The 20,117-nt window shown below is 39.1% G+C and carries 24 protein-coding genes; 14 read left to right on the plus strand and 10 right to left on the minus strand.

What is annotated here, in order from left to right; translation table 11 throughout:
• Positions 1-11: 11 nt before the first annotated feature.
• The 9 genes from RCZ04_RS04215 to RCZ04_RS04255 all read right to left on the minus strand — a co-directional run bounded on the left by RCZ04_RS04215 (position 12) and on the right by RCZ04_RS04255 (position 8,860).
• Positions 12-1,328: a UDP-glucose dehydrogenase family protein gene (locus RCZ04_RS04215; RefSeq protein WP_460484704.1), complete on the minus strand. Its 1,317-nt coding sequence runs from the start codon at positions 1,326-1,328 to the stop codon at positions 12-14.
• Positions 1,328-3,250, minus strand: coding sequence for a polysaccharide biosynthesis protein (locus RCZ04_RS04220; RefSeq protein WP_460484705.1), 1,923 nt, complete (start codon positions 3,248-3,250; stop codon positions 1,328-1,330). Before RCZ04_RS04220 ends, RCZ04_RS04215 begins: the two co-directional genes overlap by 1 nt.
• 55 nt (positions 3,251-3,305) lie before the next feature.
• Entirely contained in the window at positions 3,306-4,445 is a 1,140-nt protein-coding gene (locus tag RCZ04_RS04225) for a DegT/DnrJ/EryC1/StrS family aminotransferase (protein ID WP_460484706.1), read from the minus strand.
• Complete coding sequence (locus tag RCZ04_RS04230; protein ID WP_460484707.1) at positions 4,442-5,086, minus strand: HAD family hydrolase; 645 nt, start codon at positions 5,084-5,086, stop codon at positions 4,442-4,444. Before RCZ04_RS04230 ends, RCZ04_RS04225 begins: the two co-directional genes overlap by 4 nt.
• A complete protein-coding gene (locus RCZ04_RS04235; RefSeq protein WP_460484708.1) occupies positions 5,064-6,053 on the minus strand; it encodes an ATP-grasp domain-containing protein in 990 nt (329 codons plus the stop codon). Before RCZ04_RS04235 ends, RCZ04_RS04230 begins: the two co-directional genes overlap by 23 nt.
• A 17-nt stretch (positions 6,054-6,070) precedes the next feature.
• The gene (locus tag RCZ04_RS04240; protein WP_460484709.1) at positions 6,071-6,682 is read right to left on the minus strand and encodes a sugar transferase; all 612 of its coding nucleotides are present in this window, start codon (positions 6,680-6,682) and stop codon (positions 6,071-6,073) included.
• Positions 6,683-6,739: 57 nt separating this feature from the next.
• Positions 6,740-7,399 (minus strand): hypothetical protein, encoded by a 660-nt coding sequence (locus RCZ04_RS04245; RefSeq protein ID WP_460484710.1) that lies wholly within the window; start codon positions 7,397-7,399, stop codon positions 6,740-6,742.
• Between the two features lie 2 nt (positions 7,400-7,401).
• Positions 7,402-7,617, minus strand: coding sequence for a hypothetical protein (locus tag RCZ04_RS04250; RefSeq protein WP_460484711.1), 216 nt, complete (start codon positions 7,615-7,617; stop codon positions 7,402-7,404).
• Between the two features lie 145 nt (positions 7,618-7,762).
• On the minus strand, positions 7,763-8,860 hold the full coding sequence (locus RCZ04_RS04255; RefSeq protein ID WP_460484712.1) for a class I SAM-dependent methyltransferase: 1,098 nt from the start codon (positions 8,858-8,860) through the stop codon (positions 7,763-7,765).
• Between the two features lie 378 nt (positions 8,861-9,238).
• On the opposite strand from RCZ04_RS04255, the gene rnpA reads away from it, so the two are divergent.
• From rnpA to gdhA, 14 genes are all read left to right on the plus strand, one after another.
• Complete coding sequence (gene rnpA / locus RCZ04_RS04260) at positions 9,239-9,607, plus strand: ribonuclease P protein component (protein ID WP_460484713.1); 369 nt, start codon at positions 9,239-9,241, stop codon at positions 9,605-9,607.
• 86 nt (positions 9,608-9,693) lie between these two features.
• Positions 9,694-10,257 carry a phosphoribosylglycinamide formyltransferase gene (gene purN / locus RCZ04_RS04265; RefSeq protein ID WP_460484714.1) on the plus strand — a complete coding sequence of 188 codons (564 nt, stop codon included), beginning with the start codon at positions 9,694-9,696 and terminating at the stop codon, positions 10,255-10,257.
• Positions 10,258-10,359: 102 nt separating this feature from the next.
• Complete coding sequence (locus RCZ04_RS04270) at positions 10,360-11,214, plus strand: transporter permease (RefSeq protein ID WP_460484715.1); 855 nt, start codon at positions 10,360-10,362, stop codon at positions 11,212-11,214.
• Positions 11,205-11,738: a transporter permease gene (locus RCZ04_RS04275; protein ID WP_460484716.1), complete on the plus strand. Its 534-nt coding sequence runs from the start codon at positions 11,205-11,207 to the stop codon at positions 11,736-11,738. Before RCZ04_RS04270 ends, RCZ04_RS04275 begins: the two co-directional genes overlap by 10 nt.
• A 316-nt stretch (positions 11,739-12,054) precedes the next feature.
• Positions 12,055-12,765, plus strand: a complete 711-nt coding sequence (locus RCZ04_RS04280; protein ID WP_460484717.1) for a porin family protein — start codon at positions 12,055-12,057, stop codon at positions 12,763-12,765.
• Positions 12,766-12,885: 120 nt separating this feature from the next.
• On the plus strand, positions 12,886-13,113 hold the full coding sequence (locus RCZ04_RS04285; RefSeq protein ID WP_460484718.1) for a hypothetical protein: 228 nt from the start codon (positions 12,886-12,888) through the stop codon (positions 13,111-13,113).
• On the plus strand, positions 13,113-13,409 hold the full coding sequence (locus RCZ04_RS04290; protein WP_460484719.1) for a Txe/YoeB family addiction module toxin: 297 nt from the start codon (positions 13,113-13,115) through the stop codon (positions 13,407-13,409). The genes RCZ04_RS04285 and RCZ04_RS04290 overlap by 1 nt, the downstream gene beginning before the upstream one ends.
• Positions 13,410-13,540: 131 nt before the next feature.
• Positions 13,541-13,780 carry a toxin-antitoxin system, antitoxin component gene (locus tag RCZ04_RS04295; protein ID WP_460484720.1) on the plus strand — a complete coding sequence of 80 codons (240 nt, stop codon included), beginning with the start codon at positions 13,541-13,543 and terminating at the stop codon, positions 13,778-13,780.
• Positions 13,770-14,060 (plus strand): type II toxin-antitoxin system RelE/ParE family toxin, encoded by a 291-nt coding sequence (locus RCZ04_RS04300; RefSeq protein WP_460484721.1) that lies wholly within the window; start codon positions 13,770-13,772, stop codon positions 14,058-14,060. The genes RCZ04_RS04295 and RCZ04_RS04300 overlap by 11 nt, the downstream gene beginning before the upstream one ends.
• Positions 14,061-14,659: 599 nt before the next feature.
• On the plus strand, positions 14,660-15,115 hold the full coding sequence (rplM, locus tag RCZ04_RS04305) for a large ribosomal subunit protein uL13 (RefSeq protein ID WP_460484722.1): 456 nt from the start codon (positions 14,660-14,662) through the stop codon (positions 15,113-15,115).
• Positions 15,115-15,501, plus strand: coding sequence for a 30S ribosomal protein S9 (gene rpsI / locus RCZ04_RS04310; RefSeq protein WP_460484723.1), 387 nt, complete (start codon positions 15,115-15,117; stop codon positions 15,499-15,501). Before rplM ends, rpsI begins: the two co-directional genes overlap by 1 nt.
• A 113-nt stretch (positions 15,502-15,614) precedes the next feature.
• Entirely contained in the window at positions 15,615-16,340 is a 726-nt protein-coding gene (gene rpsB, locus RCZ04_RS04315; RefSeq protein WP_460484724.1) for a small ribosomal subunit protein uS2, read from the plus strand.
• A 93-nt stretch (positions 16,341-16,433) separates the two neighbouring features.
• A complete protein-coding gene (gene tsf / locus RCZ04_RS04320) occupies positions 16,434-17,396 on the plus strand; it encodes a translation elongation factor Ts (protein WP_460484725.1) in 963 nt (320 codons plus the stop codon).
• Between the two features lie 262 nt (positions 17,397-17,658).
• Positions 17,659-18,999 carry a glutamate dehydrogenase gene (gene gdhA / locus RCZ04_RS04325; RefSeq protein ID WP_460484726.1) on the plus strand — a complete coding sequence of 447 codons (1,341 nt, stop codon included), beginning with the start codon at positions 17,659-17,661 and terminating at the stop codon, positions 18,997-18,999.
• Positions 19,000-19,070: 71 nt separating this feature from the next.
• Here gdhA and RCZ04_RS04330 read toward each other — a convergent pair whose 3' ends face one another.
• Entirely contained in the window at positions 19,071-19,946 is an 876-nt protein-coding gene (locus tag RCZ04_RS04330) for an energy transducer TonB (protein WP_460484727.1), read from the minus strand.
• Positions 19,947-20,117: the final 171 nt, after the last annotated feature.

Consider the following 20,117-nt stretch of genomic DNA (forward strand, 5'->3'; position numbering starts at 1 on the left):
AATTAATCTTTTTACACTCCAATTTGTACATACTTCCAACCTTTGCTCGGCAAATTGAAAGCATTATATTGGTTCCTACCATCAAAAATAACTTTTTCTTTCAAAAGTTTGGCTATTTCATCAAAGTCGGGTACACGAAACTCTTTCCACTCGGTAAGCAACAATAGGGCATCTGCGTCTTTGAGCGCTTCGTACTTGCTTTCTACATAGGTTACAGGTACATTTTTCAAATAACACTCTTTTGCTTCGTGTATGGCTTTAGGGTCGTAGGCTTGTACTTTGGCGCCTCGCTTTACTAACTCTTTGATGATATATATCGCGGGAGCTTCGCGCATATCGTCGGTTTCGGGTTTGAAAGAGAGTCCCCATACGGCAAAAGTTTTGCCAGTAAGATCTTCGCCATATTTATTGACTACTTTTTGGGCTATCACGTATTTTTGCCGGTTGTTCACATTATCCACTGACTCAATTAGCTCTGCTTTGTAATCTACTTCTTCCGCTAACTTTTTAAGCGCCAACACGTCTTTTGGAAAACAAGAACCTCCGTAACCACAACCAGGGTATATAAAGCTATAGCCAATACGACTATCGGAGCCTATCCCGATACGCACTTTGTTTACATCGGCTCCTACGCGTTCACAGATGTTAGCAATCTCGTTCATAAACGAAATCTTGGTAGCAAGCATCGTATTGGCTGCGTATTTGGTCATCTCAGCTGAACGGATGTCCATCGTGATAAAGCGTTCGTGTTGCAAGAAAAAAGACGAGTACAGAGCTTTCATTTTGGCAAAAGCCTCCTCGCTATCAGCCCCTATTACCACGCGGTCAGGTTTCATAAAGTCTTGTATTGCCTTACCTTCTTTGAGGAACTCAGGATTCGAAACCACGTGAAACTCGTAGTTCAATCCGCGTTTATCTAAAGCAACTTGTACGGTAGCACGCACCTTGTCAGCTGTGCCTACCGGCACGGTCGATTTATCAACCACTATTAGGTCCCCTTGCATCGTTTCGCCTATCCGTTCTGCTACCGATAGTACATACTGTAGGTCGGCTGAACCGTCATCACCCATAGGGGTTCCTACCGCTATAAAAGCTACCTCAGCGTCTTTGATTGCCTCAGATAGATCTGTGGTGAAAAATAGCGTTTTAGCTATATTACTCTGTACCATTTCTTCCAAGCCTGGTTCATAAATAGGAATAACTCCCTGTTTAAGCTTGCTTATTTTTTTAGTATTCACATCTACACAAGTCACCTTGTTGCCCATTTCAGCAAAACAAGCCCCTGACACCAAACCTACATAACCAGTTCCTATGACTGCTATTCTCATTATCCTTTCTTATCTAAAATTTCATATTCTGAGTTATTACTTCTAAACTCCTTTACTATTTGTTTTAATAAACGCACCACTTCTGTTTTATCTTTTTCGGAAGTCACCTTATACATTTGGGTAGTGAGAGCTTCTATCTCGGCAAAAGACATTGATGGATCTTTGCTAATCATTATTTTTTTATGATGTGTAGGCATCGTCTTAGTGCTATCGCTTAGTAACTCTTCATACAACTTTTCCCCTGGTCGTAAGCCTGTATAAGCTATTTTGATGTCTACATTAGGTTCAAAGCCCGATAGCTTGATCATACGGGTAGCTAAGTTCAGTATTTTAACAGGTTCCCCCATATCAAATACAAAAATCTCACCTCCTTTACCCATTGTGCCAGCTTGTAGCACCAACTCACACGCTTCAGGTATCGTCATAAAATAACGTACAATATCAGGGTGAGTAATGGTTACAGGACCTCCTTTTTCTATCTGTTTTCTAAAATAAGGGATTACCGAACCATTAGATCCCAAAACATTGCCAAATCGAGTAGTGATAAAAGCTGTTTTATTACCTTCTTTATTTTGTAAAGCTTGTACAAAAAGTTCTGCTACCCTTTTTGAAGCGCCCATTACATTAGTAGGATTCACAGCTTTATCGGTAGAAATCATTACAAAATGGGGAACTTCATATTTGTTAGCCAAGAGCGCTACGTTTTTAGTACCTTGAATATTCACTAAAGCAGCCTCGTGAGGATTGTCCTCTATCATTGGCACGTGTTTATAAGCTGCAGCGTGATATACTACAGAAAACTTATGTGCTTTAAACACACTCTCTAAGCGTTCATTATTGGTGATATCAGCTAAAACAAACTCAAAAGCTATATCAGGAAAAGTTTCTTTGAGCTCTAACTCTATATCATATAAAGGCGTTTCTGCTTGATCAAGTACCACTACCAAGGCTGGTGTAAAGGTAGCTATCTGCCGTATCAACTCACTACCAATAGATCCGGCACCTCCTGTTACCAAGATATTCTTATGGTAATGTTTTTCACGCACCTCTTCATTATCTAAAACTATTTGTTTTCTTCCTAAAAGATCTTCTATCTGTATTTTATGAAGGTTAAATCCTTCCTTTTCTGGACGTAACTTCTGTAAGGCAGGAGTTTTAAGTATTTGCAATCCCTTGTCTAAGCACAAGTTTACCCAAAAAGTCATTTCCTCTTTAGAAAGTTGATTTTTATTGATGAGCACTCCATCAACTTCTAATTCGTCTTTCGGGATATCCTCAAATTTATCTTTTGAAATAATGGGTCGCCCTAATAAAGTGGCTTGTTTAGGGTTGGTCCGTCCTGTGAGGAATCCTACTACCGAATAAGGAATTACTGCATTACCTATAATCCCATTGGCTATAGCTACAGCTTCATCATTAATCCCTAATATCAAAATACGCCTTTTAGAAGTGCGCCTACTGATTTCCTTTATAAGATAAAAAAATTCTTTTACCGACAAGCGAAATACAAAAAGTACTATAAACGATATTGTAAAGTAAATAAATAAAATGAGGTTTAGTAATACTTTTTCACCAATCGTGTGCATACTAATTTTGTTAGCAACAAATATCACTATTACTGTACAACCACTCGAAAGCAAAATACGAAACAAATCTCTAAAAGTAGAGTAACGTATAATCCCTGAGTAAGTACGAAAGATAAACATAAAGAAAATGTTCACTCCAATAACCAATAAATAGCGCTTGTACATCGGAATACTATTAGGGATATAAACTCCTAATCGCTCCACTACAAAAAAGGAAAAAAATAAAGCTATAAATAGCAAAAGCACCTCCATACACACCACTATCCAACGTGGGGTGTAACGAGCAGTAGCTAAGTTCACCAAAGTACTATCACTATATGTATGTGCTTGAGGCATTGTTTAATATAAATGGGAAATTTTGTACAAAGATATAAAATTCTTTTTAATTCTTTTATAGAGACACTTTATATTTTCTTAAAACATCTTTTATTCTCTCTCGGTCTCCATCAGTAAGATTAGAACCTGAGGGCAAACATAACCCATAGTCAAACAGGTGCTCACAGGTCTTTTCACCGTAGTAAGGAGCTGTGGCAAACACAGGTTGCAAGTGCATAGGTTTCCACAAGGGGCGCGTTTCAATATTTTCTTCCAAAAAGGCTAATCGCAAGTCTTCTCTATCAAATCCTGTTTTAGTTTTATCAATGGTAATAGCCGAAAGCCAATAATTACAAAAGTAATCTTCATTGGGCTCTGTAAGTAATTTTATCCCTTCAATTCCTTCGAACAAATCGGCATAAAAAGAGTGCATCTTTCGGCGGGCTTCAATGCGCTGTGGCAAAACCTCCATTTGTCCACGACCTATGCCTGCCGTAATATTGCTCATACGGTAGTTATATCCTATGTGCGAATGCTGGTAGTGAGGCGCATTATCGCGCGCTTGGGTGCTCAAAAAAACGGCTTTATCTTTCTCTTCTTGGCTGTGACATACCAAAGCTCCCCCTCCTGAGGTGGTAATAATCTTATTCCCGTTAAAAGACAAGACCCCAAATTTACCAAAGGTACCGCAAGGCTTGCCTTTATAAGTACTCCCTAAGGCTTCGGCAGCATCTTCCACTAAGGGTATTTCGTACTTATTACATATTGCTAACACTTCATCTACCTGAAAAGGCATTCCGTAGAGCGATACAGCAACTACAGCTTTAGGCTTTTTACCCTTTGCAATGCGGTCTTTAATGGCTTCTTCTAAGAAAACAGGGGAGATATTCCAGGTGCTCTCTTCCGAATCTACAAACACGGGCGTTGCTCCTTGGTATACAATAGGGTTAGCCGAAGCTGAAAAAGTCATCGATTGACATATGACCTCATCACCAGCCTCCACCCCACACTCTATCAAGGCTAAGTGCAGGGCAGCCGTTCCCGATGAAAGAGCAGAGACTTTTATTCCATTGCCTAGGAAGTGCTGTAAATCTTCCTCAAAGCCGTTTACATTAGGACCTAAGGGGGCTACCCAGTTTTCATCAAAAGCTTGATGGATATATTTCAGTTCATTTCCTCCCATATGGGGAGAAGAAAGCCATATTTTTTCTTTCATAACGTGTGTATAAGTTCTTTTAATTCTGTCATAATATAGGTAGGTTGTTGTTCAGAGGCTACCTCGAAATCCTGCGGGTGTATATTCCATCCTTTATTGAGCAAACAGTAACTCGTCCATCCCAATATATTTGGAGCTATAAAGTCTTTTGTAGGATTGTCCCCTATATAGCAATACGCCTTAATATCTTCTTCTGTAAACACTTCATAGTTGCGTAAATCAGGTTTACTACTACCGAATTCTTCCGAAATAACAATTCTATTAAAAAGGGTTTCTATCCCTAAAGCTCTCAACTTATTGCGCTGTGTAACTGATCGTCCATCGGTAATAAGCCCTATTTTATAGTTTTGAGCTTTACAATAAGCTAAAACTTCTTGTGCTCCTTCATTTAAAGATATCTTAGGGAAATGATTTCTATATACCCACAATAATTGTTCCATACTGAAATGCGGGAAACGTTTTATCACATAGTCAAAAGTATTTTGCCTTTGCCGATATTCGCTGAGCATTTCTTGATAAAACAATTCAGCTTCAGTTTTCTCAGCGCAAACTAAAAAAGCTATTTCCCGATAAGCCGACTTGAGATAGTCAATTTCATACATCAACGTATCGTCTAAATCAAAAATAATATACTTCCTCATAATGGCTTACAAAAACTGCTTCATCATACCGAAGCATCAATAAATGGTCTTCCCAATCATTATTTATAGGTATTTCTCTGCCTAATAAGTATTCTTCTATTAAGTACTTCGGATAATTAGCTCCAGCTGCGTAACTAAGCGGAAAACCTCCTCCAAAACGTGGATTGATTTCGATTCCTATTACTTTTTTTGTCTCTTGATTTAAAAAGAATTGCATTGTCAAGCACCCTTTAGCTCCTTCAATATGAGCCAGATGTTCTGTAACAAATGGTACTAATAAGTTCTTTTTGGTAATACCTTTGTTGATTTCTCCTGCACGTACAAAAATGCGTTTGCGAGGTACCACACATTTCAAATCTCCACTGCGGTTGTAATAAGTATCTACAGTATATTCATCGTGCGCTTGAGGGTCTATGTATTCCATAAAAAGCAACTCAGGATTTTCAAGGTGATAAGAAGTAAGCTCTTCTGCTTTGCGTATCAAAAAGATATCTTTGCTAAGTGAACCATTATAAGGTTTTATAAACAAAGGGAAGGTAGGGTGTTTTTTGTCAATAGCTCGCGGTATGGCAATACCTCTTTCTTGAAAAAAAATATTGATAAGACGTTTATCTCTACATTGTTGTACAAACTCTAATGAAGAAACTACAGGAGTAATACCGTTGTCTAAAAACAATTGTTTGTTTTTAGCGAGTATAAGCAGTTCAGTGTCAATGGTAGGAACAATAAGTTTTACCCCCCATTGCAAACATTGTGCTAACAGAGCTTGTGGATAATTATCATCGGTTGCTCTACATATAGGGGCATACCCATCGGCTATCTGGCAAGCAGGTGAGAAGCGAGGATTCATATCCACGGCATACACCTTCCCCTCAGGGAATACAGCTTTCAATTCCCTCTGAAAAGATCGTAACAACGACACCCGCTGCCCTGCTGAAGTAATTAATATGTTATTTTCTCCTTTCACTTTTCTCTTTTAAACTCTTAACTTTTAACTTCCCCCCTAAACTCCTCCATCGTAGTTTGTCCTTCTTGCGATATCCCTTCGCGTATGAACACTTTCTTCACCGTAAGCAGCAGTATTTTAAGGTCTAACACAAACGACAGATGGTCTACATACCACACGTCTAACTCAAATTTCTTTTCCCAACTAATAGCATTCCTACCGTTCACTTGCGCCCAACCTGTAATACCTGGTTTTACCTCGTGACGCCTGCGTTGCGTTGCATTGTACAACGGCAAATACTTTACTAATAACGGACGCGGGCCTATAAGCAACATATCTCCTTTGAGTACATTCAGCAGTTGCGGAATCTCATCAAGTGAGGTCTTACGCACAAAAGCTCCTATTTTGGTGAGTCGTTCAGCATCGGGCAAGAGTTCACCTGTAGCATCGCGGCGGTCGTTCATCGTTTTGAACTTGATAATCTTAAAAATGCGTTCGCCTTTCCCAGGTCGTTGTTGGTAGAAAAACGGCTTCCCATCATTAGCAAACCACAAGCCAATCATCACTATTAGAAAAATAGGACTCAATAACAGAAACACTATCAGTGCTGTAAGAAAGTCAAACGTCGGTTTTATAATATTCTTATACATCTATTTTCTCTAAAAGATAAGTAGATACCCACTCTGGGACAGTTTCTAAGTGCATTTTTACTTCATTTCCTTCCTTTTCAAGTAGTAAAACCTACTATTAGAAAGTGTATTGTCAAATATATAAGCTCTATCCACTAACAGAAAAGCCTCTGCTAATTGTCCCATTGAACGATAGTATCTATGAGTTACTTTATCAGCCAAAACGCTATGCCCTCCCTTCGACACTCTCAAGCCCACCCGTTCTATATTGATGGAGGGGTCTTGTGTCCCTACAAAATACAAGTAAGTTTTAAATCCTTGAGCTTTTGCTTTCTTTAAAAAATCTACTTTCGAAGGGTGAGACATTACTGTTTCAAATGAAAAAGTACTTTCTGTTTGCAACAATCTATTTCTAAAGAAATCAGCAATCACAGCTGCTATATAACTATTAATAGTAGTAGTACTTACCAAAATGTCATCTACAATGCGAAGTCCTTCAAGGTCTGATAGTTCTATCTCCTTATTCTCAATAGTTGTTGTTAAAAAGCTAAACCATTCTTCTTGCGTAACTTTAGTGGGTAAGAAATCCTCACAATTTATAAAACCTTTTGTTTTTAATTGTGTCTCAATGATATCAGCATTAATAAAGTATCCTATATGGCATACCTTTCTCACATCTTCTATCAAAGTAGATTTCCCCGACCCATTAGGCCCTGCAAACATTCTAAAACGCTTCATTACTATTTCAAAGTAAATCTTTTTTTCTTTACTTTCACCATTCCAAAACGAGGTTTCCTACCCAAATATACTATAGTACCATCGGGTTTTTCTTCTACTAACTCTCCGTCTTTTACTGTGAGGTTACTCAGCCCTAAAGCTCTGTTTTCACGAATAGCTCTTTCCACTGCCTTATGAAAAACATCATTTAAAGCACTACTTGATATTTCTTGCTTCATAGTCTTATTTTAACATCAAATTGATATAATATAACACTGACTTACAATCATTTTTGCGTTACACACTTTATCAAAGGCTCACATCCGCCCGTGTGGCTCACACCTGCCTGTCGCACTACAACCATTAATCATTAACCATTAATCACTAACCATTAACCACTACCTTAAACAGCGTATGACTATTGCCACTGCCTAAATTATCGTAAATCGATTCTACTTTCAAGCCAGCGCGTTCTACGCATTTTATCATATCGCCCGAATAATACATCTTGCTATTGCCGTTAGCCATTGCCGTAAAATACACACTTATCTGGTTGAGGCAATAAGCCCCCGTTTCGTGCTCTTGTCTGTCCCAATAGGCTTCCAAAATATACAACTCACTATCCGCATCCATCGCAGCAGCAGCCCTACTCAGGATACTCGTTACTTCCTCTTCCGAGAAGCAATCCAAAAACTGACTCATCCATATCACGTCAAAACCTTTAGGGAAAGGCACTGAGGCATCAAGCAAGTTAGCAGGATAGCCCTCAATACGGTCAGCCCCCTCTTTACCCGCAATTTGAGCTTTCATTAAACCGAGTTGTTGAGGTAAATCCATAATAGTTACTTGCACATCGGGGTTAAAGCTCACCGTCTTTAACGCAAAGCGACCAGTGTTGCCTCCTACGTCTAAAAGCGTCTTCACAGGACGTTTAAAAATAATGTTCAGCGCATCTTCAAACGAGTAATCAGAGTAGTAATGGTCAAAAGCAAACCACTTTTCTTGCGCTTTTGTAGGTAATTGCGAGAGCCCTTCGTAGATTGTAGGCCACTCTCCAAACACTTTTAGTCCCGCAGGTTTTCCTTCTTTAAGCGCCTCTTCAAGATGAAACAAACCTTCATAACACACCTCCTGAATAAAATCCATATTCACACGGGTCGTCTTGTCGCGTAGCAAAAACCATCCTACCTTCGATATCACAAAGCGGTCACCTTCTTTTAAAAGCACCGTGCCTATCGAAAGCGACGATTCTAAAAGTATTTTCACAGCATAGTCGCTCAGCTTTGTTTCAGTAGCTACCTCTTGCATTGTAAGTCCTTCGGGCGCGTTACACAAAGCCTCAAGCACGCCTAATTTCACCATCAAACGCGATATCTGGAAAACCACAGGCGCAAAGGCAATCTCTTGAGCCAAGCGCTGTGCTTGCAAAGCTGTTAATTGTTCAGTAGTGTATTGTTTTCTGATTGCTGGTGTTAAATTCATATGATTAAATATCTCAATTCCCTAAATAATACTAATTAAATTATTTGCCTGCCGTGCTACGACCTCGCACCCGTCCGTCGTGTTACGACCTCACACCTGAGGGTGCAAATATACGGATTTAATCGCAAATAACAATAAAAAGATTTTTTTTACCCCCTCTTCACCTCTTTCGTTTCTCGGCTTTTTTCTTTATCACTCCTTTGTTTTATTAACACTTCTTTAACGCGTGACACTCAATTAATTAACGCCTTTTGTATAACAATCGTCCAACATTCGTATAAGCTTCCTATAAGCTTTGTATAAGCTAAGAGCACTATTCTTGTTTGCTCATTCGCTAATTATTTCTTACTTTTGCCGTCGTAATTAACCCATTTCATTTTGTATACCTTTCCAAAAACTGAAAAACTCTGTAAGCGTGAAGCCATACAACAACTCTTTACACAAGCGGAAGCACTTACCTGCTATCCGCTCAAAATGCTATATACTACTATCAATTCCTTAGAAGCTCCTTACCAAGTACTTATCAGTGTGCCCAAACGCACTTTCAAGAGCGCTGTACATCGCAATTTACTCAAACGCCGCCTGCGCGAAAGCTACCGACTCCAAAAACACCTATTGCCCCTAAAAACTGAAAAGTATGCCCTCGCCTTTCTATATATAGGAAAAGGACTCAGCAGTTACACCACCATTTACAAAGCCTTAAACCAACTATTAGAAGATTTTTCTCACCAATTCACCCAAGAATAACCCATCGCTTTTGCGTTACATTTCCCCCTTTGGAGGAAGTCCGCGAGAGCGGAGTATGTGAAGGGGGGGATGTTTTTAATGACTTTATGAAAAAAATCATCATCTTTGCCTCAGGTTCAGGCTCCAATGCCGAACGTATCGCTACCTATTTTTATCAAAAAGGCACTGCTCAGGTAAGCCTTATACTCTCCAATAACCCTCAGGCAGGCGTACTCACGCGTGCCAAACGCTTAGCCATTCCCTCTTTAGTCTTCAACCGACAAGCGTTCTATGAGTCAGATATCGTCCTCAATATCCTTAAATCCCAGCACCCCGACCTTATCGTGCTGGCAGGTTTCTTGTGGAAAGTACCTGCTTATCTCACAGAGGCTTATCCTCATAAAATCATCAACATACACCCTTCTCTTTTGCCCAAATACGGCGGAAAAGGAATGTATGGCGCACACGTGCACGAAGCTGTTATTGCCAATGCCGAAAAAGAAAGTGGCATCACCATTCACTATGTAAACGAACATTACGACGAAGGCAATATCATTTTCCAAGCCCAAACCCCCGTACTACCCACCGATACTCCCGAAACCTTAGCTGAAAAGATTCACTTATTGGAATATGAGCATTTTCCAAGCATAATTGAGAAGCTATTAGTTTAAACAGAAACTAAATAACAAATAAAAAGGAAATTTTTCATTGCTAAAAGAAAATGTTTTCGTATGTTTGCACCATAAAAAGAAATATATAAAAATTATAACTTTATGGATACATACGTATTAGTATTGGAGTTCCTTTTCCTCTTAGTAATGCTCTATATCGGTAGCCGTTACGGAGGAATTGGCTTAGGAGTCATCTCAGGAGTGGGTCTCATCGTTGAGGTCTTCATCTTCCGTATGCCTCCCGCATCTGCCCCTATTGAGGTAATGCTCATCATTTTAGCAGTAGTTACCTGTGCTTCTATTTTAGAAGCCGCTGGCGGACTTAAGTTTATGCTTCAAGTAGCCGAAAGGATACTTAGGAAAAACCCTAAGAAAATCACTTTCTTAGGACCTATTGCTACTTACACTCTCACCTTTATGCTCGGTACAGGGCACGCCGTCTACTCACTGATGCCTATCATTGGCGATATTGCCCTAAAGAACAAAATCCGCCCTGAGCGCCCTATGGCAGTGTCTTCTATCGCTTCACAGTTAGCGCTCACTGCCAGCCCTATTTCGGCAGTAGTAACCGTCTATCTCGGTAAAGAGCTTCTCGACCTCTTTCACTTGCAAGGGGGGCACAACCTCACTTTGGTAAACATTCTATCGGTAACCATCCCTGCTACTTTCATCGGTATGCTCGCAATGTCACTCTACAGTTTGCGCCGTGGTAAAGAATTGGAGGACGACCCTGAGTACCAACGTCGCCTCAACGACCCTGTCTATCGCGACCAGATACTGAACAGTAGCAAGACCACTCTCAACGAAGTGATTCCTCAATCATCTAAAAATGCAGTGTATATCTTCCTATCGTCCATTATAGTGATTGTTGCTTTAGCACTAATTCCCGAAGTCCGCACTTTTAACATTATAGGAAAAGATGGTAACCCAGCCGAATATGTCGTCCTATGGGAGTGATTATCCAAATGATAATGCTCTGTTTTGGAGGCTTTATATTAATACTGTGCAAAACGCCCGTGAAGTTAGTCCCCGAAGGGGTAGTGTTTAAATCAGGAATGGTAGCCTGTATTGCCATTTTCGGGATTGCTTGGATGAGTGATACGTACTTCTCCTATGCAATGCCTTATTTCCGCGAAGGAATTACCTCTATGGTACAAGCCTACCCGTGGACGTTCGTATTCGCACTCTTTGCCGTATCAGTAGTGGTGAACAGCCAGGCAGCCACCGCCAAGATGATGTTACCAGTAGCCATTGCGATGAACTTGCCAGTGCCACTGCTCATCGGTATTATGCCTGCAACTTACGCTTATTTCTTTATACCTAACTACCCATCCGATATTGCCACTGTGAATTTTGACCCTACAGGTACCACCAAGATAGGGAAATACTATTTCAATCACAGCTTTATGGTGCCGGGGCTCATCGCCGTCACGGTCGCCTGCTTAGTGGGCATAGGCTTAGCTGAGATATTGATACGATAATACAAGATGGTTTTTAAGTTAATAATAGAAAAAGCCGTTCAAACAATTCTGAACGGCTTTTTTGTATTTATGATAAAAAGCTAAATATAAAGAGGTTAAAGTTATTAGAGCAAAAAAATGCTCAATTAAGTTATACTACTTTTAGAGTAAACCTCCCCCTCCCCCCTCAGAGAGGGGGAATGTAGCGATACTTATTATACCTTGATAATTAGCTACATTTCGAAATTCGGGGCATAATTACAACAAATATTCGAACTGACCAAATAAATCGAGGGTTTTCTTTAAACGGTAACTAATAACTAAATATATTTAACAAATGAAAAAGTTTTTTATCGCAATTGTAGTAGCTTTCGCTACTATCACCACCGCTAATGCCCAAGAATTTAAAGTGGGTGCTAAAGCTGGCTTCTTGTTGTCTAATGTTTCTATGGATAACTATTCAAATTTAGAAACTAATTATTTAAGTACTGTTGAATACAAAACTGCTTTCAGACCAGGGTTTCATTTTGGAGCTTTTGTAGAATACGGCATTAATGAAAAATTGTGGGTAGAAGCTGGCGTAGACTACGCTTTCCAAGGAGGTAAATTGAAATCTGCAAAAGCTACTGGTATAGACTTAAGAGATGGTTCTGTAGATATCTTTGAGGAAAGAAACATCAAAAATGGTAAGTGGGCAACACAGCAACTTAACATTCCTCTTTGGGTGAAATATGATATCAATGGTTTCCGACCAAAAATAGGGGTAAATTTAGGTTTCTTAACAAAAGCTAAGGTTAAGGGAGAACTTGAAAATGAACCAAATTCAAAAGGAAACGAGTCATTAACTCCCGATAAGAAATTTGACTTTGGAGTAGGTTTAGGTGCTGAATACAACTTACCTATGGGTCTTTTCTTCGATGCTACTTTCAACTTGGGACTTACTAAATTATCTAATAAAGTAAAAACAGACTCTGATGGAGACCTAGTAGCACCTCCAATGAACTTCAAAAACCGTGTATTCCAAATAGGAGTAGGCTACAAATTCTAAAAATCACACCCATAATAACAAATCAAAAAGAGGTTGTCTAAAAGTTAGGCAACCTCTTTTTGTTAATTAACAATTGTCAATTATCAATTATTTTGTATCTTTGCAAAAAATATTGAGACTATGGAAGCAAGTACTATTACATTCCAATCGGAAATACAAGCCGTAGACTTCCCTTTTATTGAAAGAATTTTAAAGAGTCTAAAAGCTACTAATACAAAGGTTATTAAAGAAGAAAAAGATGAAACTTTGATGACCCAAGAGGCTTTTTTTGCTAAAATAGACCGCGCAAGGGCTGGTAAAAAAATACAAATGAGTAGAGAAGAACTCAGAAAATTGATGTTTAACTAATGGAAGAAAAACAACCAACCTTTGAGATTATTTATTCAGAAGAATTCCTAAGTGATTTAAAAATCCATAAGCAATCGGGTAATAAACAAGTGCTTAAAAAGATAGATTCTTTTTTAGATGAAATAGAAGAATCTCCTACAAAAGGTACTGGGCAAACTGAAGCTCTAAAAGGATATGCTGAAAGAAATGTATATTCCAAACGAATCAATGGGAAACATCGCTTTATATACGAAGTTTTTGAAGAAGAGAAAAAAGTAGAAGTACTTTCTGCTTTTGGCCATTACAACGATAAATAGTGTGAGTTGCACACACACTAATAACAAATTATCAAAAAGAGGTTGTCTAAAAATTAGGTAACCTCTTTTTCGTTAATTAACAATTGTCAATTATCAATTATTTTGTATCTTTGCAAAAAATAAAGAATATTATGTATACAAATGCCATTCCTTTAAGAGAAAAATTAGACTTTCAGCAATATCAAAGAGCTGTAAAAGCATTATTAGATATTGGTATAGAAATAGCAGAGCCTGAAGAAGATGATTTTTATTATGAATTGTCTTCCGAAGAAATTGAAAGACTAAAAAAATCTGAACAACAAATAAAAGAAGGTAAAACAATCAGCAGTGAAGAACTGTTTCAAAACTTAAGAACTAAGTATGCAAATTAGGTGGACAGAAGAAGCTTCTGAAAGTATAGAGCAAACCCTTGACTACTGGTTTAGAAACAATGGTTCATTCACTTATTCGGAAAAGATTCTCAACGAAACTGAAAAAGTACAGAAAGAGATATTGAGTAATCCGTATAGCAAACAATATAGTGACATTTTAGATGTATATAGGAAATCTTTCTTCAAAGGTAAGTTTTCTCTTTACTACAAAATAGATGAAGTAGAAGAAATTATCTGGATAACAGATTTTAGAAGTAATAAACAAAGACCTTTATTCTAGAGGTTGTCTAAAAAATAGGCAACCTCTTTTTTACTGACTTCTATTTCCTAATTCCTAAATTTAGATAATCAGAAAAATGTTAATGTTTCTTAAATCACTGCGAATTTTTTAATGTTTTGAAAATAGAATACTTGGCGCTCTTTTGTGGGTTTAAAATTGTTAAAATATTGCTTATCAATAAAATAAAAAGAATGCCTTCTTTGTCGTTTAATAGGAGCTTGACCGAAGGAAGAGCGAAGCTAAGACGAACCTATACCGAAGCTAAGGCGAAGGAAAGACGTTAGTATGTTGAATATCAGTAGAAGAAATGTGCTTTTTGAATTATTGAATAAAAAATCACAAAATTGCGTTTTTAACAAATAAAACGCAATATTTTTGATTCTTTACTCCGAACCTGTATTAATTTAGAATTTGGTTAATTGGCTAATATGCTGATTTCATAATTCACTAATTCACAAGATTTTATCTTTTATCTTTTACCTTTTATTGTTACTTTTTTGGTCAATTCAAATATTTGTTGTAATTTTGCGCCCTAAAAATAAAAGTGTCGTTTGATGACACTATAAGGAATGTTTAATTTTTAATAAAAATCACAAAGAGTGGACACATTAAGCTACAAAACCATCTCTGCCAACAAAGCCACTGTTAATAAAAAGTGGGTATTGGTAGATGCTGACGGACAGACATTGGGTCGCCTTGCTTCTAAAGTAGCCAAACTACTTCGCGGTAAGTACAAACCCGATTTTACCCCTCACGTTGATTGTGGCGATAACGTAATCGTTATCAATGCTGAGAAAATCAACCTTACAGGGAACAAATGGGAAGATAAAACCTATCTTCGCCACACTGGTTACCCAGGCGGGCAACGCACTACAGGAGTAAAACAACTCCTCGAAAAACACCCAGAACGTATCATCGAAAAAGCTGTAAAAGGTATGTTACCAAAAACAAGATTGGGTGCAGCAGTTTTACGTAATTTAAAAGTGTATGCAGGTACTGAGCACAAACAAGAAGCGCAACAACCTGTTACCATTAACTTAAACGATTTGAAATAATGGAAGTAATTCACACTATCGGTAGACGAAAAACCGCCGTAGCGCGTATCTACCTTAAAGCTGGTAACGGTACTATCACCGTGAACAAACGCGAACTCAACAATTATTTCACTACCCCTACATTGCAGTACAAAGTAAAACAAGCCCTCGCTCTTGTAGGTGCTGAAGATGCTTACGATGTGAAAGTAAATGTATATGGTGGTGGTATCACCGGTCAAGCTGAAGCCGTTCGTTTGGCTATCGCTCGCGCTCTTTGCGAGCTCGACGCTGAGAACCGCGCTGTATTGAAACCCGAAGGGCTTTTAACTCGCGACCCTCGTATGGTAGAACGCAAGAAATTCGGTCAGAAAAAAGCCCGTAAGAGATTCCAATTCTCTAAACGTTAATATCAATTTGCTCCTTAGTTTAGCATCCAAATGGCTCAGGCGGTTATATTTATTAAAGAAACAACCTCTCCAAGCTATTGCTAATATTAGGAACGTAAACTATTTAAAAAGAAATGGCAAATAACATAGAAATTAAAGATTTATTAGATGCAGGCGTACATTTTGGTCACCTTACACGCAAATGGAACCCTAATATGGCTCCCTACATCTATATGGAACGCAACGGTATCCACGTAATCAACTTGTACAAAACCGCTGCTAAAATTGAAGAGGCTGCTGAAGCCCTTAAAAAAATCGTAGCTTCAGGCAAAAAAGTGCTTTTTGTAGCTACTAAAAAACAAGCTAAAGATGTTGTCGCTGAAAAAGCAACATCTGTAAAAATGCCTTACATCACCGAACGTTGGCCTGGTGGTATGCTTACCAACTTCGTAACTATCCGTAAGGCAGTAAAGAAAATGTCGTCTATCGATAAAATGAAAAAAGACGGTACTTTCGATACCCTTTCAAAACGTGAAAAACTACACGTAGAACGTATGCGCGAAAAACTCGAAAAGAACTTAGGGTCTATCGCCGATATGTCTCGCCTCCCTGGTGCTCTATTTGTAGTCGATACACTCCGTGAACACATCGCTGTAAGAGAAGCGCAAAAATTAAACATTCCTATTTTCGCAATGGTAGATACGAATTCCGACCCTCGTGAGGTTGATTTTGCTATCCCTGCCAACGACGACGCTTCAAAAGCTATCGAAAAAGTACTTTCTTACATTACTGAAGCTGTAAACGAAGGTCTTTCAGGTAGAACAGCTGAAGCTAACAAAGAAGCTGAAAACAATGATTAATACTTAAATGATTAATGGTTAATAGCGTTTAGCCATTAATCATTTAAACATTCGGTTAATCATTAATCACTAATCATTAAACATTAATTAAAAATGGCAAACATTACCGCCGCAGACGTAAACAAACTTCGCCAAGCTACCGGCGCGGGTATGATGGACTGTAAAGCTGCCCTCATAGAAGCCGATGGTGATTTCGATAAAGCAATTGAAGTATTGCGCAAAAAAGGTCAGAAAGTAGCCGCTAAACGCGCCGACCGCGATTCTAAAGAAGGTGCAGCTATCGCTCAAGTAAACGCTGACCACACCGTAGGAGCTATCATCTCTCTCAACTGTGAGACCGACTTCGTAGCTAAAAACGCCGATTTCGTAGCCCTCGCTAAAGATTTAGCTGATCTCGCCCTTACTGTAAATAGCAAAGACGAACTTCTTGCCCTTAACTACAAAGGCATTACCGTAGCCGAAAAACTCCTTGAACAAACAGGCGTTATCGGTGAGAAAATAGAACTTGGTGCTTTCGAAAAAGTAGAAGCGCCTTTTGTAGGTTCTTATATTCACCACGGCAACAAAATCGCTGCAATCGTAGGCTTATCAGCAGCTATCACCGATGCTGCCGAAGTAGGTAAAAACTTGGCAATGCAAATCGCTGCTATGGGTGCTGAAACCCTTTCTTACAAAGATTTCTCTCCTGAGTACATCGCTAAAGAAACTGAAGCGCGCATCGCAATTATCGAAAAAGAAAACGAAGAGTTACACCGCTTGGGCAAACCGCTCAAACACGTACCTCAATACGTTTCACAAGCGCAACTCACTCCCGAAGTATTAGCTAAAGCTGAAGCCGATGCCAAAGCCGAGCTCAAAGCTGAAGGTAAACCTGAACAAATCTGGGATAAAATCCTTCCTGGTAAAATCCAACGCTTCATTTCCGATAACACTACCCTCGACCAAGAAAAAGCCTTGCTCGACCAAGTGTACATCTATGACGAAAGCAAAAAGGTATCTGAGTTTGTAAAAGGTAAAAACGTTGAGATTACCGCTTTCAAACGCGTAGCTTTGTAAAATTAAGTAGGATTAATTGTAAAGTTAATTGTAAACATAATTGGACTCCCTTTGCTGTCAAGCACGGGGAGTTTTTTAATGAACTCAAATAAAGGACTTCTTCTCTTTTGATTTACTGCACTCTGTGCTTCCTATTTCTTTTGAAAGAAAAACTTTTTAAGAAAAAATCCTTTCTTTTACTTGCGTGTTATCATAATATTAACTACCTTTGTCGCTCCATCATAAACTTAGTATTTAAAAAATTCATAACTAACAATATATTATGGACGTAAAGAAAATTATGACCGCCTTAGAGGCGAAACACCCAGGTGAAAAAGAGTACTTGCAAGCAGTACACGAAGTGCTCGAATCTGTTGAGGAGGTGTACAACCAGCACCCCGAATTTGCCAAAGCTAAAATTATTGAACGCATCGTGGAACCCGACCGCATTCACACTTTCCGCGTGGATTGGGTAGACGATAAAGGCGAAGTGCAATCTAACCTCGGCTACCGCGTGCAGTTCAACGCAGCTATTGGTCCCTACAAAGGCGGTATCCGCTTCCACAAAGCTGTGAATCCTTCAATGCTCAAATTCCTCGGCTTTGAACAAACCTTTAAAAATGCGCTCACTACCCTTCCTATGGGTGGCGCGAAAGGGGGCTCCGACTTTGACCCTACCGGTAAATCCGATGCCGAAATTATGCGCTTCTGTCAAGCCTTTATGCTCGAACTCTGGAAATACATAGGCCCCGATACCGATGTACCTGCGGGCGACGTGGGCGTTGGCGGTCGCGAAATAGGCTATATGTACGGTATGTACAAGAAATTAGCTCACGAGTACAACACAGGCGTACTCACCGGTAAAGGCATCAACTGGGGAGGCTCACTCATCCGTCCCGAAGCTACAGGTTATGGTGCCCTCTACTTTGTAGACCATATGCTTAAGAAATTAGGTTGGGATATCAAAGGCCAACGCGTAGTGGTATCAGGTTTTGGTAATGTAGCGTGGGGCGCTTCTCAAAAAGCTACCCAACTCGGCGCAAAAGTCATCGGTCTTTCAGGTCCCGATGGTTGTGTGGAAGTGCCTAACGGTATGACTCACGAGATGATAGATTACCTCTTGGAACTCCGCGCTTCCAACCGCAACATCGTAGCGCCTTTTGCCGAAAAATTTGCTAAAGAAAGCAAATTCACCGCTGGCAAAAAAGCGTGGACAATCCCTTGCGACATCGCCTTGCCTTGTGCGTTCCAAAACGAATTGGACGGTGAGGATGCCCAAATGCTTATCAAAAACGGTGTGAAATTGGTTGCCGAAGTATCGAATATGGGTTGTACCCCCGAAGCGATCAAAGCATTCCAAGATGCTAAATTGCCTTTTGCTCCAGGTAAAGCAGTAAATGCAGGGGGTGTAGCTACTTCAGGACTTGAAATGACCCAAAATGCTGCCCACCTCGCGTGGAGAAGTGAAGAAGTAGATGCTAAATTGCACCAAATTATGGAGTCTATCCACAACGCTTGCCTCAAATACGGTCAAGAGGACGGATATATTAACTACGTAAAAGGCGCCAACATCGCTGGCTTTATGAAAGTAGCCTACGCGATGCTCGATCAAGGCGTAGTGTAATGCATCAAAATAAATCTAATATCAAAGCTGCTCAACTAAGGGCAGCTTTTTGTTTTTAATATATTTTTGTATTAAGGTCGTAATTTAAAATTGAGTGGCATCATAAAATATTCTTCTATAGGGTTACCATATTGGTCTCGGGCAGGCACAAAGTCTGGGAGGTCTCTAAAAATTCTTTTTCCTGCTTCTAAAAGCTCTTCAGGACCTGTTGCACTTTTAGGACTTACTTTTCCTTCTTTATCTATCAATATCTTAACAAAAACAGTTCCTGTAATATTGTGTCGTGTAGCATTTAGTGGATATTTAAATTTTCTTATAACTGCTCTACGAAAGCACTTGCCTATATCCTCTCTTTTTTCCTTCTCACTTAAGTATTCTTTCCCTGGCCTGTAAGCACCTATTTCTATCACAGGTTGTAAAGCCATTTCGTGCGCTTTAGCAAGTCCTTCTTTTCCTTTTATAGGTTGCTCATTTTTGTCTTTAGGAATCTCAAAGCTGATAGGATAACGCCCTTTCACAGCTATAATCTTCCCTTGTGCGTCTTTAGCGGGAGTTACTTTAGGAAAGTCACTAAAAATCTGATAAGTAGCTTCTTTTATGATATCGTATTTACCTTCTTTCAGAGCTTGTTTTTCTTTATACGCTACGTGTACATCAATAGAGTCTTTATTTACCGTCAAAACTCCATTTTTATCTATTACAAAAAGCACTTCTACAAGAGCTTCAAGCCCATTGTCAAAAGCTTCTTGAGGGTAGCTAAAGTGGTCATATACCCAGCTGTCAAAACACTGCCAAAAGTCGCTTCTGTTTTCTTTCTGTACTGTTTTCTTGATGCTTGTGCATTTAGGTTCTTGCACTACCGCACTACTTTTGATGTCAATAGGAAGCGTTTGCGCTTGTACCAAAGTAAAAAAGCTCAAACATAGTAAAGTGAAAAGTGTTCTCATTGGTTTGAAAAAAGTTATAATTTTCTATTGCAAAAGTACTACTTTCTTTTCAGATGAACAAGTGAATTGTAACAATCCTTAGCTCACTACATACATTTCATTGGCATTATTGGCTTTTTTTGGTATTTCTAATATTATCCCTATCTTTGCCAAAAATTCTTAGTTTTCTGC

The sequence above is a fragment of the Capnocytophaga sp. HP1101 genome, from assembly GCF_054772415.1.

What these genes read in the sequence shown, in the direction of transcription:
- RCZ04_RS04220 (WP_460484705.1), bottom strand. Translation starts at nt 3,250, where the DNA reads ATGCCTCAAGCACATACATATAGTGATAGTACTTTGGTGAACTTAGCT.
- RCZ04_RS04240 (WP_460484709.1), bottom strand. Translation starts at nt 6,682, where the DNA reads ATGTATAAGAATATTATAAAACCGACGTTTGACTTTCTTACAGCACTG.
- rpsI (WP_460484723.1), top strand. Translation starts at nt 15,115, where the DNA reads ATGGAAGTAATTCACACTATCGGTAGACGAAAAACCGCCGTAGCGCGT.
- RCZ04_RS04280 (WP_460484717.1), top strand. Translation starts at nt 12,055, where the DNA reads ATGAAAAAGTTTTTTATCGCAATTGTAGTAGCTTTCGCTACTATCACC.
- gdhA (WP_460484726.1), top strand. Translation starts at nt 17,659, where the DNA reads ATGGACGTAAAGAAAATTATGACCGCCTTAGAGGCGAAACACCCAGGT.
- RCZ04_RS04225 (WP_460484706.1), bottom strand. Translation starts at nt 4,445, where the DNA reads ATGAAAGAAAAAATATGGCTTTCTTCTCCCCATATGGGAGGAAATGAA.
- RCZ04_RS04215 (WP_460484704.1), bottom strand. Translation starts at nt 1,328, where the DNA reads ATGAGAATAGCAGTCATAGGAACTGGTTATGTAGGTTTGGTGTCAGGG.
- RCZ04_RS04300 (WP_460484721.1), top strand. Translation starts at nt 13,770, where the DNA reads ATGCAAATTAGGTGGACAGAAGAAGCTTCTGAAAGTATAGAGCAAACC.
- rpsB (WP_460484724.1), top strand. Translation starts at nt 15,615, where the DNA reads ATGGCAAATAACATAGAAATTAAAGATTTATTAGATGCAGGCGTACAT.
- RCZ04_RS04275 (WP_460484716.1), top strand. Translation starts at nt 11,205, where the DNA reads ATGGGAGTGATTATCCAAATGATAATGCTCTGTTTTGGAGGCTTTATA.
- RCZ04_RS04290 (WP_460484719.1), top strand. Translation starts at nt 13,113, where the DNA reads ATGGAAGAAAAACAACCAACCTTTGAGATTATTTATTCAGAAGAATTC.
- RCZ04_RS04285 (WP_460484718.1), top strand. Translation starts at nt 12,886, where the DNA reads ATGGAAGCAAGTACTATTACATTCCAATCGGAAATACAAGCCGTAGAC.
- RCZ04_RS04330 (WP_460484727.1), bottom strand. Translation starts at nt 19,946, where the DNA reads ATGAGAACACTTTTCACTTTACTATGTTTGAGCTTTTTTACTTTGGTA.
- tsf (WP_460484725.1), top strand. Translation starts at nt 16,434, where the DNA reads ATGGCAAACATTACCGCCGCAGACGTAAACAAACTTCGCCAAGCTACC.
- purN (WP_460484714.1), top strand. Translation starts at nt 9,694, where the DNA reads ATGAAAAAAATCATCATCTTTGCCTCAGGTTCAGGCTCCAATGCCGAA.
- RCZ04_RS04250 (WP_460484711.1), bottom strand. Translation starts at nt 7,617, where the DNA reads ATGAAGCAAGAAATATCAAGTAGTGCTTTAAATGATGTTTTTCATAAG.
- RCZ04_RS04255 (WP_460484712.1), bottom strand. Translation starts at nt 8,860, where the DNA reads ATGAATTTAACACCAGCAATCAGAAAACAATACACTACTGAACAATTA.
- RCZ04_RS04295 (WP_460484720.1), top strand. Translation starts at nt 13,541, where the DNA reads ATGTATACAAATGCCATTCCTTTAAGAGAAAAATTAGACTTTCAGCAA.
- RCZ04_RS04270 (WP_460484715.1), top strand. Translation starts at nt 10,360, where the DNA reads ATGGATACATACGTATTAGTATTGGAGTTCCTTTTCCTCTTAGTAATG.
- RCZ04_RS04245 (WP_460484710.1), bottom strand. Translation starts at nt 7,399, where the DNA reads ATGAAGCGTTTTAGAATGTTTGCAGGGCCTAATGGGTCGGGGAAATCT.
- RCZ04_RS04230 (WP_460484707.1), bottom strand. Translation starts at nt 5,086, where the DNA reads ATGAGGAAGTATATTATTTTTGATTTAGACGATACGTTGATGTATGAA.